This is a genomic window from Pseudomonas sp. NPDC087185 (assembly GCF_044744955.1).
In the GTDB taxonomy this organism is placed as follows: domain Bacteria; phylum Pseudomonadota; class Gammaproteobacteria; order Pseudomonadales; family Pseudomonadaceae; genus Aquipseudomonas.
On sequence record NZ_JBIUZK010000011.1, the window covers coordinates 130,056 to 145,019 of the forward strand.

The following is a 14,964-nucleotide window of genomic DNA, read 5'->3' on the forward strand; positions in this document are numbered from 1 at the left end:
CCGCTGATCAGTTGCCGCGATCGCGTCCGCTGCTGACCTCTTCGGGTACCGCTTCCTTTGACATCCGCTTGCGGAACAGTGCTGCCCTGGCCAACAGCAGTGTGGTGACCGGCACGGTGATCGACAGCAGGATCGGGATCAGCCAGGCGTGTAACACCGGGCTTTGCTTGAGCCACGAAAAGTAGATGATCGAAGCCAGGGCAACGCACCAGGCGCCGATGGTCGAGGCCAGTGCGGGCGGGTGCATGCGCTGGAAATAGTCTTTGAGGCGCAGCAAACCAATGGCCCCGATCAAGGCGAACAGGCTGCCAAGCAGCAGCAGGGCGGCGGTGACAAGCTCCAGCCAGAGTGGCAGTTCAACAACCCCGTTCATTCGATCACCTCACCACGCAGCAGGAACTTGGCCAGCGCGAACGAACCGACAAAGCCAAACAGTGCAATCAGCAAGGCACCTTCGAAGTAGGTATCGCTGGCATAGCGGATGCCCAACACCAGCATCATCAGCATGCCCAGGATGTACAGATAGTCCAGCGCCAGTACCCGGTCCTGGGCAGAAGGGCCGCGAAACAGCCGGATCAGTGCCAGGCCCATGGCCAGGGCAAAGATGAACAGGCTGGCGAGGACTGCATTGGCGAGCAGGCCTGTCATTCGAAGATCTCCATCAGCGGGCGTTCGTAGGTGTTTTTGAAGTGCTCGATGAATGCGGCCTCATCCTGCAGATCGAACACATGCAGCAGCAGCACGCTGCGGTCCAGTGCCAGTTCCGACCAGACTGTACCGGGTACCACGGTGGTGATCATCGACAGTGCAGCCAGGCCATGGGTGTCGCGCAGGTCCAGCGGAATGTGCACGAAGGCCGAGCGTGGCGGCCTTTGCTTGGCACGCAGCACACCGAGCGCGACCTGCAGATTGGACTGGATCACATCGATGCCCACCCGGCCAATCAGTTTTGCCACCGCCCATGGCCGGCGCACATGCGCGTGCTGAGGGCGTAGCGGTGCCATCAGCAGGGGCGCGAGAATGGCGAGCGCGGCAGCGAGCAACAGGTTGCCGGGGCTGACTGACAGGTTCAGCAGTAGCCACAGGGCGAACAGCGCAACCGACAGCAGTGGCGCGGGGAGCAGTCGGTTCATGGCTGCACCTGTACGTCGAGTGTGGTGGGCCCTGGAATGGGGCGTGCAGCCATGACCGCCTTGATGTAGGTCTCTGGCGACTGCAGGCTCGCGGCGGTGTCCTGGGTGTAACGCAGCAAGGGTTCTGCCCGGAAACTGAGGATGATGCAGAGCCCGAGCAGAATCACGATGGGCAGGCATTCGTAGCGTCGCAGCAGGGGCGCGGGGCGCTCTTCGGGTTTCCAGAAGCGCAGGATACCCACCCGGCCAAAGGCGATCAGCGAGGCCATGCCCGACAGAATGAGCAGGGTAACCAGCGCCCAGCCGGTCGCAGTCAAAGGTTGTTCCGCCGCAACGCCCAACCCCAGCGGGTTGAATAGCGCGCTGATCAGGTTCAGCTTGCCGACGAAACCCGACAGCGGCGGCATGCCGATGATCAACAGTGCGCAGGCGATGAAGCTCAGACCAAGGAACGCCATGGTCCAGGGGATGATCTGCCCGATGACCGCCTTCTGTTCATCGTCGAGGTTGATGCCTTTGGGTGGGTGCAGCGACTCGAGCGGTGACGGCATCGCATCCTCTTCTTCGTCCAGCGGTGCCTCATTGGCCGAGCGCGAGCGTTCGACCAGTTCGGCGAGCAGGAACAGCGCGCACAGTGCCAGGGTCGAGTTCACCAGGTAGAACAATGCCGCGCCAGTCAGTGCTGGTTGAGCAAAGCCGACGGCGCCAAGAAGGGTGCCGGCTGAGACCAGAATGCTCAGTGCCGCCATGCGCTCTAGGCGTTGCGCGGCCAGGATCGACACGGCAGCCACGGCCAGGGTGACCAGGCCACCGTAGATCAGCCATTGGCCACCGAAGTGGGCCGAGGCACCGGCCTGCCCGGAGAACAGCAAGGTCCACAGGCGCAATACGGCATACAGGCCGACCTTAGTCATGATGGCGAACAAGGCGGCCACCGGCGCACTGGCCGAGGAATAGGCCGGTACCAGCCAGAAATTCAGCGGCCAGATACCGGCCTTGGCCAGAAACGCCATGGCCAGGATCGCCGCCCCGGCGTGCAGTAGCCCGCGGTCGGCTTCCGGCACCAGCGGCACCTTGAGCGCCAGGTCAGCCATATTCAAGGTGCCAGTCACACCGTAGAGCATCGCCGCGCCCACCAGGAACAGGGATGAGGCGAACAAGTTGATGGCGATGTAATGCAGGCCTGAGCGCACCCGCGCCCGCCCGGAGCCGTGCAGCAGCAGGCCGTAGGACGCCGCCAGCAGGACTTCGAAGAATACGAACAGGTTGAACAGGTCAGCGGTCAGGAACGCACCATAAAGCCCCATCAGCTGGATCTGGAACAACGCATGGAAGCTGGCGCCGGCGCTGTCCCAGCGGGCGCGGGCGAACAGCAGGGCGCTGATGCCAATGACCCCGGTCAGGGTCAACAACAGTGCCGAAAGGTGGTCCAGCACCAGTACGATGCCGAAGGGCGCGGGCCAGTTGCCTGGCAGGTAGACGCCGATCGATTCAGCCTGGCCCTGTGTGCGTACCCACAGCAGCAGGCTGACCGCAATCACCAGGCCACCGAAGGTCGACAGCAAGTTGAGACGCGCCTTGAGCGGGCGATGCTTCTCGCCCAGCAGCAGCATCACCGCCGCCGTCAGCAGCGGTAGCAGGATGGGGGCGACGATCAGTTGGCTCATTACGCTCACTCGTCACGCTCCCGGCCGTCCACATGGTCGGTGCCGGTCAGGCCGCGCGATGCCAGCAGTACCACCAGAAACAACGCGGTCATGGCAAAGCTGATGACGATGGCGGTGAGCACCAGCGCTTGGGGCAGCGGGTCGGTGTAGTGCAGCAGATCCTGGGTCACGCCCTCTTTTATGATCGGCTCCTTGCCGATGAACAGGCTGCCCATGCTGAATATGAACAGGTTGACGCCGTAGGACAGCAGGCACAGGCCCATGATCACCTGGTAGGTCCGGGGGCGCAGAATCAGCCACACTCCCGAGGCGGCCAGTACACCGATGGCGACTGCAATGACTTCTTCCATCAGGCGGCTCCTGCTTGGCTGGTTTTCGACGATGTGCCTGGGCGGTAGGCGCGCACCGACTGGTGCGCCAGGGCGGTGAGGATCAGCAGGGTCGAGCCCACTACCACGGTGTATACGCCGATATCGAAGAACAGCGCACTGGCCACGTGCACATCGCCAAGCAGCGGCAGGTGCAAGTGGGCGGTATGGGTGGTCAGGAACGGGTAGCCCAGCAGCATGGCGCCGGCCCCGGTCAAGGTCGCGCACAGCAGCCCCGTACCCATCCACCGCAGCGGCCGCAGGCTCATCTGGGCCTCGACCCACTGAGTGCCGGCAACCATGTACTGGAGGATGAACGCCACAGACATCACCAGGCCAGCGACGAAACCGCCGCCCGGTTGGTTGTGGCCGCGCATGAACAGGTACATCGAAACCAGCAATGCAATCGGCAGCAGCAGGCGCACCAGCACCGCAGGTACCATCATGAAGCCCAGTGCGGTGTCGGTGGCGTGGCGCGGGTTGATCAGGTCGGTGACCACGTCTGGCGCCAGCTGGCGCTGTTGGGCCGGCAACTGCATGCTCTCCTTGGGCGGTCGGAAGCGGCGCAGCAGGGCGAATACGGTAATAGCCACGGCGACCAGTACGGTGATTTCGCCGAGGGTATCGAAGCCGCGGAAGTCCACCAGCATCACATTGACCACGTTGGTGCCGCCGCCCTGTGGCAGGGCCCGGCTCAGATAGAACGAGGAAATGTCGTTGGGTGTTGGGCGGGTCAGCATGGCGTAGGAAAGCAACGCCATGCCGGCGCCGACGAGGACTGCCAGCAACAGGTCGCGCAGGCGGCGTATGCGGGCGCGGTCGAGGCTCCCGGGCAGCGGCGAGACACCTTCGATACGCCGCGGCAGCCAACGCAAGCCGAGCAGGATCAGCACCGTGGTCACCACCTCGACGACCAGCTGGGTCAAGGCCAGATCGGGCGCGGAGAACCAGACAAAGGTGATGCAGGTCATTAGCCCGCAGACGCCGACCATGATCAAGGCTGCCAGGCGGTGGTACTTGGCCTGGTAGGCGGCGCCAATGGCGCAGGCAATGGCGATGAGCCAGAGCGCAACGAACACGCCGGAGCCTGGGATTTTCGGCCGGTCACCCCAGGTCAGGCCGCTGTATAGCAGCGGCGTGAGGCCGGCAAGGAACGCCGCCAGTACCAGCATGAACAGTTGCGACTGCAGGCGGCGAGTGGTGAGCAGGGCCTCGATCCGCCGGGCCAGCAGCATCAGGCGCACCTGGCCGTGCTCGAACAGGCGTTTGCCGTTGAAGCGCTCGATCAATGGCGGGTAGGGGAAGCGACCACGGCGCAGCTGGTTGCGCAGCAGCAAATACAGCACGATACCGCCGCTCATGGCCACCAGGCTCATGATCAGCGGGGCGTTCCAGCCGTGCCAGATGGCCAGGCTGTATTCCGGCAGCGTGCCGCCGACGACTGGCAGGGCTGCGGCGGCCAGCAGCGGGCCGACCGATTGGGCGGGGAAGATGCCCACCACCAGGCAGGTGAGCACCAGCAGTTCGACTGGCGCGCGCATCCAGCGTGGCGGTTCGTGAGGGGTGTGCGGCAGGTCCTGGGCAGTGGGGCCAAAAAACACGTCGACGGTAAAGCGCAGGGCGTAGGCAACGCTGAAGGTGCCGGCGAGCGTCGCGATCACCGGCAGCGCGGCTTCGACCCAGGCGGTGGAGCTGATGAACACGGTTTCGGCGAAGAACATCTCTTTGGACAGGAAACCGTTCATCAACGGCACGCCCGCCATGGAGGCGCTGGCGACCATGGCCAGTGTCGCGGTGTAGGGCACCAGGCGGATCAGGCCGCTGAGGCGGCGAATATCACGGGTGCCGCTTTCATGGTCGATGATACCTGCGGCCATGAACAGTGAGGCCTTGAAGGTGGCATGGTTGAGTATGTGGAATACAGCGGCGACAGCGGCCAACGGGCTGTTCAGGCCCAATAGCAGTGTTATCAGGCCCAGGTGGCTGATGGTGGAGTAGGCCAGCAGCCCCTTGAGGTCATTCTGGAACATCGCGGCGAAGGCACCCAGCAGGAGGGTAATGGCGCCGGCACCGCCGACGATCCAGAACCACTCTTCGCTGCCCGATAGCACGGGCCACAGCCGTGCCAGCAGGAACACCCCGGCCTTGACCATGGTCGCCGAATGCAGGTAAGCCGAAACCGGTGTCGGCGCGGCCATGGCATGGGGAAGCCAGAACTGGAAGGGAAACTGCGCACTCTTGCTCAGGGCGCCGATCAGGATCAGCGGCAGCAGCACGGGGTAAAGTGCATGCTGGCGGACGGTTTCGCCAGCAGCCAGGACCTTGTCCAGGTCGTAGCTGCCGACCACATGGCCTAACAGCAGGGCCCCGACCAGCAGGCACAAGCCGCCGGCGCCAGTGACCATCAAGGCCATGTAGGCGCCGCGACGGGCGTCGGCACGGTGATGCCAGTAACCGATCAGCAGGAACGAGAACAGGCTGGTCAGTTCCCAGAAGAACACCAACTGGACCAGGTTGCCGGAGATCACCAGGCCAAGCATGGCACCCATGAACGCGAGGAAGAAAGCAAAGAAGCGCGGCACCGGGTCTTGTGGCGACATGTAGTAGCGCGCATACAGCGACACCAAGGTACCAATGCCCAGTACCAGCAGCGAGAACAGCCAGGCGAAACCGTCCATGCGCAGGACCAGGTTCAGGCCCAGGCTCGGCAGCCAGAGGAATTCCTCTCGGATGACGCCGCCATGGGCGACCTGGGGGTACAGCAGTGCTACCTGGACGGTGCCGACCAGGGCCACGAGCCCTGCGAGGACGGACTCGGCGTTACGTGCGTTGTGCGGCAGCACGGCTGCCAGGCAGCTGCCCACGAACGGCAGAAGCAGTAGCACTATCAAGGACATAGCTGTCTATTCTGGAAAGATTTGCCTAGGATCATACGTGCCGGACGGGTGATCACCAACACGCAAGCTGTCGCAGAATCATACAAACTGGGTGTGACAAGCTGTTTTTTTATAACAGTTTCTTACAAAGCATAGCTGCTGTTGGCTGCTTTACAGCCCGGTTTCGCGCTCACCTTGCACATCGGATGCTTCATCCGCGTGGCTAGCTCGGCGGATTTTCAACTCGCTGACCACCACGGCGACAACGATCAGCAGGGCGCCGATCAGCGCCACGCCCGGCAAGCGTTCGCCGGCGATACGGCCGACGATGCCGGCCCACACGGGCTCACCTGCATAGATCAGGGTAGCGCGGGTTGGCGAAACAGATTTCTGCGCCCAGTTCATGGCCACCTGGATCACGGCGCTCATGGCGCCCAGGCCCAGCGCGCTGAGCAGCAACAGCCAGGAAAAATCAGGGATGCGTTCCTGCGTCGGTACGATCATCAGGAACGACAGCAGCGAGGCCGTGGCCAGTTGCACCACGGTGACGCGGCGTACGTCGACTTGGCCAGCATAGCGGCTGATCAGGATGATCTCGGCGGCGATGGCCACGGCGCTCACCAATGTCACGACTTCGCCTTCGCTGAAATGCAGGCTGCCCCCCTCTGGGCCGGCGAGCAGCATCAGGCCGAAGAAGGCCAGGCAAATGCCGATGCTTGGCATCAGCCCCGGGCGACGGCCCAGCACCAGCCACTGCAACAGGGGTACGAACGGCACATACAGGGCGGTGATGAATGCTGACTGGCTGCTGCTGATGGTCTGCAGGCCCATCGTTTGCAAACCGTAGCCAAGCATGATGGAAACCCCGATCAGCACGCCGGCCTTCAGCTCGGTAAAGGTCAGGCCGGCCAGCGCCCGCGCCGAAACCAGACCGACGAACAACGCGGCGGCAGCAAAGCGCAGGCCGACGAAAAACATCGGGCCACTCACGCTCATGACGTTGTGCACCAGCAGAAAGGTACCGCCCCACAGCATGGTGATGAATACCAATACCATCTCGGCCTTGCTCAGGCGCAAGGATACGGAGGGCTGCGGGCTGCTGGTCGGTTGGCTCATGGTCTTGCGCACTCGGAGGGGGCGGCGCACAATCGCCGCAAAGTGGGCAGTATACTGCGCAACCCGTACAAGTGAGCAATATAGTGCACAAAGATTCCACGCACCGTGCCTCGGTGCTGCAGCATGTCAGCCTCAATGTTCGAAGCCTGCGCAATGGCGCGGGGATCAGCCAGAGCGCTTTGGCCGAGCGGTCCGGTGTCAGCCGACGCATGTTGGTGGCGATCGAGGCCGGCGAGAAGAACGTCAGCCTGACCACGCTCGACCTGATTGCCGAGGCGCTGGGGGTAGCCTTCAGCACGCTGATCCAGGCGCCTGATCAGCGCGACACCAGCCGCATCGACGCACTGGCCTGGGCCGGTGAGCATCCGCAGAGCCGGGCGGTATTGTTGGCCAGCAGCCCTGCCCGGCGCGAGGTGGAGATCTGGGAGTGGACCCTGGCACCGGGGGAGTGCTACGCCAGTGAAGCCGATGCCGAGGGCTGGAGCGAGCAGATCTATGTGGCCGAAGGGCAGCTGACGTTGATCATCGAAGGGGCCGAGCATTGCCTGCAGGTCGGCCATTTCCATGTTTTTCCCAGCAACTGTCGCTATGCCTACCGCAACGATGGCGCGGTGCCTACGCGGTTTGTGCGTAACGTGGTGATTTAACCCTTCAACAGTTCGTCGGTCTTGACCACCTTGGCATAGGCAAACGCGAGGGCTGCCATCGCCGATGCATGCACATCGGCAGCCGGCACTCGCTTGCCGTCGAAGTCGAGCGGCAGGGTGGCGCAGGCATCATGTGCCACCGTCACGTCATAACCGAAATCTGCGGCGGCGCGCGTGGCCGCGTCGATGCACATGTGGCTCATGCTGCCGACAATGGTGAGGCGAGTGATGCCGTGGTCGTCCAGGGTCGCCTTCAGCGGGGTGTCGCGGAACGCGTTGACCTTGTGTTTGAGCACCACCGGCTCGCCCTCTGCGGGCTGCACCTTCGGGTGGATCGCCGCGCCCTGCGAGGCCGGTGCAAAGAACGGTGCGTCGGGACTTTCGAACTCATGCCGCACGTGCACTACCAGGTCACCCCGGTGGCGTGCCGCAGTCAATAGCCGGGCGGCGTTGTCCGCCGCTTGATCGGCGCCGTCGAGGGTCCATTTGCCGCCGGGGAAGTAGTCGTTCTGGATGTCGATGATGATCAGCGCCTGCTTGCTCATGCTGCCTCCTGTGGCAGTAGTCGGTGGATGACGTTAGTTATAGGCCGTCCGTACCGAGTCGAGGGTTGGCTTGGTCGATTCCCTGTGCGCAACGCGCAGCGGTGCATGGGCTTACCGTTCAGGGCAGATGCGGCCCCGGCCCCTCTTCAGCCAGGTGATCCTGACGGTTGCGTAACGGGCATTCCTTCAGCGACATGCAGCCGCAGCCAATGCAGCCGTCCAGTTGATCGCGCAGCCTGATCATCTCATCAATACGGCGGTTGAGGTCCTCACGCCACCCTTCTGACAAGCGTTGCCAATCTTCGGCGGTAGGAATGTGGTCGTTCGGCAACGCAGCAAGCGCCGTTGCGATGTCGGCCAGAGGAATGCCCAGGCGCTGAGCCATCTTGATCACCGCCACCCGGCGCAACATCGCCCGCGGGTAGCGGCGCTGGTTGCCCGCGTTACGGGTGCTGTAGATCAGCCCCTTGGTTTCATAGAAGTGCAGGGCCGTGACGGCCACGCCGCTGCGCGCGGCCAGCTGGCCGACACTGAGCTGCTTATCCGGGGCCGCTGGCGTGAGGTTTGGCATTCCAAAAAGCTCTTGACCTTGAGTTAACTAGAGGTTTTACCCTGCTGGCCATCACGCTGCAAGCGCCCTGAGCAAGGAGACTGTGCATGACGGCCAATCCGCAACCCCTATGGTTTACCCAGATGATCGAGTATGAGGTGCCTGCTTCTCGGCAGGCGGCGCTGGCCCACGCGCTGGTGACGCGCAGTGAAGCACTTGCCTCCCGCTGCGACGGCTTGCAAGGGGTCAGTATCCAGGCCAGCGACGATGGCAGCCGGGTACTTCAGTACCTGCAGTGGCAATCGCGCCGGGCTTGGGCCGCAGCGGCTGAATGCTTTGTCGAAGAGCCCTTTCTTGACCTGGTGCGTCGGCATCAGGCGCGCAGCGTCAACTTTGCCGCTTACCAGGCGCTACGTAGCCTGGTGCGTGGCACCGACGGTGGGTTGCATTGCCAGGTCGGTGAGCCTCAGGCATACCAGGGTGCGTAGTGCGGATAGCGGTCCAGCCGTGCGCCGACCACCATCTCGCTGATCCACGAAGCGAGGATCGAGCTGTAGGCTTTCTGGCTTTGCTCGCTGGATAGCGCATGGTCGGCACCATCGACGATGCGATGGGTGAGCGAATGAGCACTGATGAACGCCGAGCGATAGCTCATCAGTGTGGTGTGCGGCACATAGTCGTCCTGCTCCGATTCAACGAGCAGGACATCGCCAGCAAATTCTGCGCAGGCGGCCAGCGCTCGGTTGTCGGCCGGGCCAAGCATGCGCTGGCGGTAGGCATTGAGGCGCTGGCGGTCAAGGGTCTGTTTGGGGGTGTGCCACTCGTCGTCCCAATACATGGCCGGCACGCGCAAGGCCAGCCATTTCACCGGCCGCTGCAGGGTCAGCAAGGTGGCAAGGTAGCCACCGTAGCTGCTACCGATGATGGCAATGGCGCTGGTGTCCACTGCCGGGTGGCTGACCAGGCGGTCGTAAGCGGCCAGCAGGTCCTTGAGATTTTGCTCGCGGGTAACCGTCAGGCGTTGGCTTTCGGTCTTTTCGTGGCCACGCAGGTCGAACGTCATGCATACGCAACCCAACCCGGTGATGTGCCGGGCACGCGCCAGGTCACGTTGCTGACTGCCGCCCCAACCATGCACGAAGAGGATGCCGGGCATCTTGCTGCCGGGGCTGACCAGGGTGCCGACGATGCTGTCGTTTTCGACCTGCAGCTCTACGGTTTCACTCTGAATGGTCATGCTCGCGAATCCGCGCGAATTTGCTGAGTTGTCCGAGTTCACTGTCGTTTCCTTGGTAGAAGAGGGTGGCGTCAGTGGGAAGGTCGGGGGTGCCGAACACTTCATGGGTGGAGGCACGCACGTGTTGCAGTGTGGGGTCATCGGCAAACGCTTGCAGGGCCAGCAGCTCGGCGCTGCTGGCCCCGCCCAGGCGCCAGGATTGTTCGAGCACGCCGCTGCGCAGGTGGCCCCTGGCGTTGTTGCCACGCGCGATATCATAGTTGCGCCGGGAGGCGATGAAGCCTGGGAAATGTTGCTCGGCTGCCTGCTCGTAGGCCATGGCCTGGTTGATTGCCAGGCGAAGATGGTCCTCCAGCGGTAACTGCAACAACGCCTGGTAATCGCCACGTACCACGACCAGGTCGGAACCGCCGTAGACCTCGGTGCCCTGGTGGTCGCGCGTCAATTGCTGGGTGCCGTGATAGCTGCAGGTCATGCCAGCGACACGAACCTGGCCGACGCTGAAGGTTTCTACATCTCTCAGGTCTTCTTCCAGCACCAGCCCCCATAGCGCCAGGTCCTGCTCATCCATGTCGGCGAGCAAGGGTTCCAGTTCATGCAGCTCCACAATGACCTGCTGTCCGCGCCCGGCGCAGGCCAGTACCGGCTTGAGCCGCACAGGGCCGTCAAGCATCAGTAGCTGGGCCGCCCGACGTGCATCGGCTTTGCTGAACACCGTGTAGCCACAGAGCAGGGCATCGCTGGCCTGTTGTGCGAAGGTGTCGGTCCAGCCGGGTGGGAAGCTGGCATTGGCCGGCAATGGGTGGGAGATCGCCTTGGTCGCCATATAAGGATGGCTGACCAGCCCCCCGAATAGATCCTGCTCGGTGCGGATACCCAAGGAAGCATGGCGTTGCGGATCGATCAGCGTTTCGGTGGGGAGGTAATAGTAGTGGTCGGCAGCAGTGGGAGGCTGATCCGGCTGTATCTGCGTGCAACCCAACAATCCGGCCAGGCCATCAGCCAGCTTCAGGTGTACCGCATGTTCGTGCTCTGGGGTGTGCTCGCGGGTGTCGAGCAGTACCACACCCCTCTTCGGTTCGCAGGCGCTGGGCATGGGTGTCTGCCTGTCTGCAATGAATGTATGGGTTGTGAATCTCCTGCCGGTGGGAAGTTCAGCCGGAAGCGATCGATGGTCCCTGCGAAGTTGTAGGAAGCATCTTCTTTGCAGGTGGCGTCATGGGCATTGCATGCCGTGACTCGGTCGTCACGATTGCAGGGCGGTGGTCGCTGTTCCATTATCGTGCTTCTGGATCAACCACGATATGGCCGCAGGAGTGCGCATGAACGTTCAGACCACCATCGAGCCGAGTGTTCCCGAGCGCCTGGCGCGTGTGCGTAAGGTAATGGCCCGGGAGGGTGTCGATGCCCTGCTGGTGCCCTCGGCCGACCCACATCTTTCCGAATACCTGCCAGGCTATTGGCAAGGCCGCCGTTGGCTTTCGGGGTTCGACGGCTCGGTGGGCACGCTGGTGGTGACTGCCGATTTTGCCGGCTTGTGGGCGGATAGCCGATACTGGGAACAAGCTGACAAGGAATTGGCGGGGAGTGGCATTCAGCTGATGAAGCTGCTGCCAGGCAACCCGGGCGCGTTGGAGTGGTTGGGTGACAATATACGGGTGGCGGGTACGGTGGCAGTGGATGGCGCGGTCATGGCCCTGGCGTCGGCACGCCAGCTCGAAGAGCGCCTGAAAGCCCGCGATATCCGCCTGGCCACGGATCGGGACTTGCTTGCGGATGTTTGGGACGGGCGCCCGACGCTGCCTGGCAACCCTGTTTATCAACACTTGCCGCCACATGCCACCCTCAGCCGGGCGGAGAAGCTTGCCCAGTTGCGCCGTACCCTGGAGGAGAAGGGGGCGGATTGGCACTTCATCGCAACGCTGGACGACATCGCCTGGCTGTTCAACCTGCGCGGTAGCGACGTGTCCTATAACCCGGTTTTCGTATCTTTCGCGTTGATCAGCCAAACGCAGGCGACGTTGTTTGTGGGGGCAGACAAGCTCGATGAGCATTTGCGCCATGTGCTGGAAGTCGATGGCATCGAGGTACGTGATTACGCGCAGATAGGCCAGGCGTTATCGGAAGTGGCGCCGAGCACCAGGCTGTTGGTCGACCCACAGCGGGTAACAGTGGGGCTGCTGACGAACCTGCATGCACAGGTACAACTGATCGAAGGGCTTAACCCGACCACCTTTAGCAAATCACGCAAGGGCGAGTCGGACTTGGTGCATATTCGCCGGGTAATGGAGCAGGATGGCGCGGCCCTGTGCGAATTCTTCGCGTGGTTCGAAGCGCACCAGGGCAAGCAGGTCATCACTGAGCTGACCATTGATGAGCAGCTGAGCGCCGCGCGCGCCCGACGGCCCGGTTTCGTGTCGCTGAGCTTCTCCACCATTGCGGCCTTCAATGGCAACGGCGCCATGCCCCACTACCGCGCCACCGAGCAATCCCATGCAGTGATCGAGGGTGATGGATTGCTGCTGATCGACTCCGGGGGGCAGTACCTCGGCGGCACGACCGACATCACCCGCATGGTCCCGGTGGGCGTGCCGAGCCTTGAGCAGATGCAGGATTGCACCCGAGTGCTCAAAGGGATGATCGCGTTGTCACGCGCCACGTTCCCCCGAGGCATCCTTTCGCCGCTACTCGATGCCATCGCCCGTGCACCCATCTGGGCAGACCAGGTGGATTATGGCCATGGGACTGGCCATGGCGTGGGCTATTTCATGAATGTGCACGAAGGCCCGCAAGTGATCGCCTATCAGGCTGCAGTCACGCCACAGACCGCCATGCAGGTAGGGATGATCAGTTCGATCGAACCCGGTACCTATCGGCCTGGCGCTTGGGGGGTTCGTATCGAGAACTTGGTAGTCAACCGTGAGGTGGGCAAGTCTGCCTTTGGCGACTTCCTCAACTTCGAGACCCTGACGTTGTGTCCTATCGATACGCGTTGCCTGATCGCAGCGTTGCTGACGCAGGAAGAGCGGGATTGGCTTAACCGCTATCACGTCATGGTGCGCGAACGCCTTGCACCTTTGCTGGCTGGGGATGCCTTGGCCTGGCTTGAAGCGCGCACAGCCGCGCTGTAACCAGACCAGTTGGCCTGGCATTGAAAAGGGCAGCTCACTGGCTGCCCTTTACGTTTATTTGCAGATGACGATCATGCTGCGGCTGGTATAGCCAGCCGGGTTGATGCCGAACAGGTAATCCCCCGGCTCCTCGTCCGTGTCACCGGAGCGTGCGATGACTTTATAGCCTCGCTTGGTGCAGGAGGTGGCTGCCTTGCTGTAGCACTTGTCCCACGACGAAGAAAGGCCGGAGCAATTGATATGCAGGCCCTTTTTCCCCTGTTTGACCTCGGTCTTGGCCGTTGCGGCACATCCGGCAATGGCCAGGACGCCCAGGATGAGCAAAATACGTTTCATTCCTGTCCTTAAATGCAGGGCTGATCAGTTGTCAGACCCTGTCGTTATCGCTTCGGTTCGTCCTGAATCTTCCCCAGCGTCCGTGTTCACTCAAGTAGATAGCTAAAAGATTATGATTTTGTGACAGCTTAATCAGCGGGGCGGGTCGCCACAATAGCAAATGCTGCCCAAATGAAAATGTTTCTCAAATCAGTCGGCCGCTACGGGGGGATTGGTTTCCTTGCGCATTGACATTGTTGCACCCGCGGATGCGGCAATGATGGCGAGAATCGCCAGCCACTGCGTCACGCTCAGCAGTTCACCCAGGAACAGCAGGCCCGAAAGGGCGCCGATGGCGGGCTCGATGCTCATCAATGTGCCGAATGTACGCGCTGGCATGCGCGTAAGGGCAACCATCTCCAGGCTGTAAGGCAGGGCAGTCGAGAGCACGGCTACCCCCAGGGCCAGCGGAATGACCGCTGGCGTGAGCAGCGCACTGCCCGCATGGACGATACCTATGGGTGCGACGAAGAGGGCTGCGACCACAACGCCCAATGCAGCGCTCTGGATGCCGTGCTCCGCTCCGGCGCGTTGACCGAAGAGGATATACAGCGCCCAGCACACGCCTGCACCGAGCGCGTAGACGGCACCCTGCAGGTCAAGCGGCTGGCCACCGTGGCCGACGGGCAGCAACAACAAAAGGCCCCCGACCGCCAGGGCAATCCACAGGAAGTCGATAGCGCGCCGCGAGGCAAAAAGCGCCACTGCCAGCGGGCCGGTAAATTCCAGCGCAACGGCAATGCCCAGTGGCGTTGTTTGCAACGCCATATAGAAGAGGAAATTCATGCCGCCCAGGGCCATGCCATAGATGATCACGTTGCGCAGCGTGTTGGCAGTCATGCGCACGCGCCAAGGGCGCAGTATCAGCAGCATGATGATGCTGGCGAAGACAAGGCGCAGGGTTGTGGTGCCTTGTGCGCCGATGATAGGGAACATGCTTTTGGCCAGCGAGGCGCCGGACTGAATCGATGCCATGGCGATCAGCAGCAGGCCTATGGGAAACAGCGTGGTGGCTAGGCTGCGGGGCTGGGTGTTCATTTGTGGGTGGCGATCCTTGAGCGGGGAGAGGCGGGTGTGCAATATAGTGCGCAATTGTCGGGGCCGGGCGCAAGGTGTGCGGGCAGACGGTTATATTTGAGCTTCCTGAAATTAAGCCTTGACGGGGTTTCGAATCCCCTTATAATTCGCCCCACTTCCAGCGTGATCGGAACGAGAAACTCCTTAAGATTCAACGAGTTACTTAATCCAGGCAGTGCTGGTAGTGCTTCGATCGACTGATCGATAGCGGTTGAAAAGGTGGTTGACAGCGCTTCTAAACG

The 14,964-nt window shown here is 62.3% G+C and carries 17 protein-coding genes; 3 read left to right on the forward strand and 14 right to left on the reverse strand.

Going from position 1 to position 14,964, the window contains the following annotated elements:
• Positions 1 to 7: 7 nt before the first annotated feature.
• The 7 genes from ACIPIJ_RS27740 to ACIPIJ_RS27770 form a co-directional block, all read right to left on the reverse strand.
• Positions 8 to 373: a Na+/H+ antiporter subunit G gene (locus ACIPIJ_RS27740; RefSeq protein WP_401083157.1), complete on the reverse strand. Its 366-nt coding sequence runs from the start codon at positions 371 to 373 to the stop codon at positions 8 to 10.
• Entirely contained in the window at positions 370 to 648 is a 279-nt protein-coding gene (locus tag ACIPIJ_RS27745) for a K+/H+ antiporter subunit F (RefSeq protein WP_110639073.1), read from the reverse strand. Before ACIPIJ_RS27745 ends, ACIPIJ_RS27740 begins: the two co-directional genes overlap by 4 nt.
• A complete protein-coding gene (locus ACIPIJ_RS27750; RefSeq protein ID WP_401083160.1) occupies positions 645 to 1,133 on the reverse strand; it encodes a Na+/H+ antiporter subunit E in 489 nt (162 codons plus the stop codon). The genes ACIPIJ_RS27745 and ACIPIJ_RS27750 overlap by 4 nt, the downstream gene beginning before the upstream one ends.
• Entirely contained in the window at positions 1,130 to 2,809 is a 1,680-nt protein-coding gene (locus ACIPIJ_RS27755) for a monovalent cation/H+ antiporter subunit D (protein ID WP_401083163.1), read from the reverse strand. The genes ACIPIJ_RS27750 and ACIPIJ_RS27755 overlap by 4 nt, the downstream gene beginning before the upstream one ends.
• Positions 2,806 to 3,150, reverse strand: coding sequence for a Na+/H+ antiporter subunit C (locus tag ACIPIJ_RS27760; RefSeq protein WP_012315281.1), 345 nt, complete (start codon positions 3,148 to 3,150; stop codon positions 2,806 to 2,808). Before ACIPIJ_RS27760 ends, ACIPIJ_RS27755 begins: the two co-directional genes overlap by 4 nt.
• The gene (locus ACIPIJ_RS27765) at positions 3,150 to 6,065 is read right to left on the reverse strand and encodes a monovalent cation/H+ antiporter subunit A (protein ID WP_401083166.1); all 2,916 of its coding nucleotides are present in this window, start codon (positions 6,063 to 6,065) and stop codon (positions 3,150 to 3,152) included. Before ACIPIJ_RS27765 ends, ACIPIJ_RS27760 begins: the two co-directional genes overlap by 1 nt.
• 150 nt (positions 6,066 to 6,215) lie before the next feature.
• Complete coding sequence (locus ACIPIJ_RS27770; protein WP_401083169.1) at positions 6,216 to 7,160, reverse strand: DMT family transporter; 945 nt, start codon at positions 7,158 to 7,160, stop codon at positions 6,216 to 6,218.
• Positions 7,161 to 7,243: 83 nt separating this feature from the next.
• Between ACIPIJ_RS27770 and ACIPIJ_RS27775 the strand changes: the two genes are divergently transcribed.
• Positions 7,244 to 7,807 (forward strand): helix-turn-helix domain-containing protein, encoded by a 564-nt coding sequence (locus ACIPIJ_RS27775; protein WP_401083171.1) that lies wholly within the window; start codon positions 7,244 to 7,246, stop codon positions 7,805 to 7,807.
• On the opposite strand, the gene ACIPIJ_RS27780 is transcribed toward ACIPIJ_RS27775, so the two are convergent.
• Together ACIPIJ_RS27780 and soxR are read right to left on the reverse strand one after the other, a co-directional pair.
• Positions 7,804 to 8,352, reverse strand: coding sequence for a cysteine hydrolase family protein (locus ACIPIJ_RS27780; protein ID WP_401083174.1), 549 nt, complete (start codon positions 8,350 to 8,352; stop codon positions 7,804 to 7,806). The genes ACIPIJ_RS27775 and ACIPIJ_RS27780 overlap by 4 nt on opposite strands.
• A 118-nt stretch (positions 8,353 to 8,470) precedes the next feature.
• Complete coding sequence (soxR, locus tag ACIPIJ_RS27785; RefSeq protein WP_401083177.1) at positions 8,471 to 8,923, reverse strand: redox-sensitive transcriptional activator SoxR; 453 nt, start codon at positions 8,921 to 8,923, stop codon at positions 8,471 to 8,473.
• An 86-nt stretch (positions 8,924 to 9,009) separates the two neighbouring features.
• Here soxR and ACIPIJ_RS27790 point away from each other — a divergent pair, with 86 nt between their 5' ends.
• The gene (locus tag ACIPIJ_RS27790; RefSeq protein WP_401083180.1) at positions 9,010 to 9,390 is read left to right on the forward strand and encodes an antibiotic biosynthesis monooxygenase; all 381 of its coding nucleotides are present in this window, start codon (positions 9,010 to 9,012) and stop codon (positions 9,388 to 9,390) included.
• Here ACIPIJ_RS27790 and ACIPIJ_RS27795 read toward each other — a convergent pair.
• On the reverse strand, positions 9,369 to 10,139 hold the full coding sequence (locus ACIPIJ_RS27795) for an alpha/beta hydrolase family protein (protein ID WP_401083183.1): 771 nt from the start codon (positions 10,137 to 10,139) through the stop codon (positions 9,369 to 9,371). The two genes, ACIPIJ_RS27790 and ACIPIJ_RS27795, sit on opposite strands and share 22 nt — an antisense overlap.
• Complete coding sequence (locus tag ACIPIJ_RS27800; RefSeq protein WP_401083186.1) at positions 10,123 to 11,235, reverse strand: DUF3182 family protein; 1,113 nt, start codon at positions 11,233 to 11,235, stop codon at positions 10,123 to 10,125. Before ACIPIJ_RS27800 ends, ACIPIJ_RS27795 begins: the two co-directional genes overlap by 17 nt.
• A 226-nt stretch (positions 11,236 to 11,461) precedes the next feature.
• Between ACIPIJ_RS27800 and ACIPIJ_RS27805 the strand changes: the two genes are divergently transcribed.
• Positions 11,462 to 13,270 carry an aminopeptidase P family protein gene (locus ACIPIJ_RS27805; protein ID WP_401083189.1) on the forward strand — a complete coding sequence of 603 codons (1,809 nt, stop codon included), beginning with the start codon at positions 11,462 to 11,464 and terminating at the stop codon, positions 13,268 to 13,270.
• Positions 13,271 to 13,324: 54 nt separating this feature from the next.
• On the opposite strand, the gene ACIPIJ_RS27810 is transcribed toward ACIPIJ_RS27805, so the two are convergent.
• From ACIPIJ_RS27810 to ACIPIJ_RS27820, 3 genes are all read right to left on the reverse strand, one after another.
• Positions 13,325 to 13,606, reverse strand: a complete 282-nt coding sequence (locus ACIPIJ_RS27810) for a hypothetical protein (protein ID WP_401083192.1) — start codon at positions 13,604 to 13,606, stop codon at positions 13,325 to 13,327.
• Between the two features lie 189 nt (positions 13,607 to 13,795).
• Positions 13,796 to 14,683 (reverse strand): threonine/homoserine exporter RhtA, encoded by an 888-nt coding sequence (gene rhtA, locus ACIPIJ_RS27815; protein WP_401083206.1) that lies wholly within the window; start codon positions 14,681 to 14,683, stop codon positions 13,796 to 13,798.
• The coding region (locus ACIPIJ_RS27820; protein ID WP_401083195.1) for a hypothetical protein at positions 14,680 to 14,964 on the reverse strand (285 nt) is incomplete at its 5' end. The genes ACIPIJ_RS27820 and rhtA, both read right to left, overlap by 4 nt.

What these genes read in the sequence shown, in the direction of transcription:
- ACIPIJ_RS27740 (WP_401083157.1), bottom strand. Translation starts at nt 373, where the DNA reads ATGAACGGGGTTGTTGAACTGCCACTCTGGCTGGAGCTTGTCACCGCC.
- ACIPIJ_RS27745 (WP_110639073.1), bottom strand. Translation starts at nt 648, where the DNA reads ATGACAGGCCTGCTCGCCAATGCAGTCCTCGCCAGCCTGTTCATCTTT.
- ACIPIJ_RS27750 (WP_401083160.1), bottom strand. Translation starts at nt 1,133, where the DNA reads ATGAACCGACTGCTCCCCGCGCCACTGCTGTCGGTTGCGCTGTTCGCC.
- ACIPIJ_RS27760 (WP_012315281.1), bottom strand. Translation starts at nt 3,150, where the DNA reads ATGGAAGAAGTCATTGCAGTCGCCATCGGTGTACTGGCCGCCTCGGGA.
- ACIPIJ_RS27765 (WP_401083166.1), bottom strand. Translation starts at nt 6,065, where the DNA reads ATGTCCTTGATAGTGCTACTGCTTCTGCCGTTCGTGGGCAGCTGCCTG.
- ACIPIJ_RS27770 (WP_401083169.1), bottom strand. Translation starts at nt 7,160, where the DNA reads ATGAGCCAACCGACCAGCAGCCCGCAGCCCTCCGTATCCTTGCGCCTG.
- ACIPIJ_RS27780 (WP_401083174.1), bottom strand. Translation starts at nt 8,352, where the DNA reads ATGAGCAAGCAGGCGCTGATCATCATCGACATCCAGAACGACTACTTC.
- soxR (WP_401083177.1), bottom strand. Translation starts at nt 8,923, where the DNA reads ATGCCAAACCTCACGCCAGCGGCCCCGGATAAGCAGCTCAGTGTCGGC.
- ACIPIJ_RS27790 (WP_401083180.1), top strand. Translation starts at nt 9,010, where the DNA reads ATGACGGCCAATCCGCAACCCCTATGGTTTACCCAGATGATCGAGTAT.
- ACIPIJ_RS27795 (WP_401083183.1), bottom strand. Translation starts at nt 10,139, where the DNA reads ATGACCATTCAGAGTGAAACCGTAGAGCTGCAGGTCGAAAACGACAGC.
- ACIPIJ_RS27800 (WP_401083186.1), bottom strand. Translation starts at nt 11,235, where the DNA reads ATGCCCAGCGCCTGCGAACCGAAGAGGGGTGTGGTACTGCTCGACACC.
- ACIPIJ_RS27805 (WP_401083189.1), top strand. Translation starts at nt 11,462, where the DNA reads ATGAACGTTCAGACCACCATCGAGCCGAGTGTTCCCGAGCGCCTGGCG.
- ACIPIJ_RS27810 (WP_401083192.1), bottom strand. Translation starts at nt 13,606, where the DNA reads ATGAAACGTATTTTGCTCATCCTGGGCGTCCTGGCCATTGCCGGATGT.
- rhtA (WP_401083206.1), bottom strand. Translation starts at nt 14,683, where the DNA reads ATGAACACCCAGCCCCGCAGCCTAGCCACCACGCTGTTTCCCATAGGC.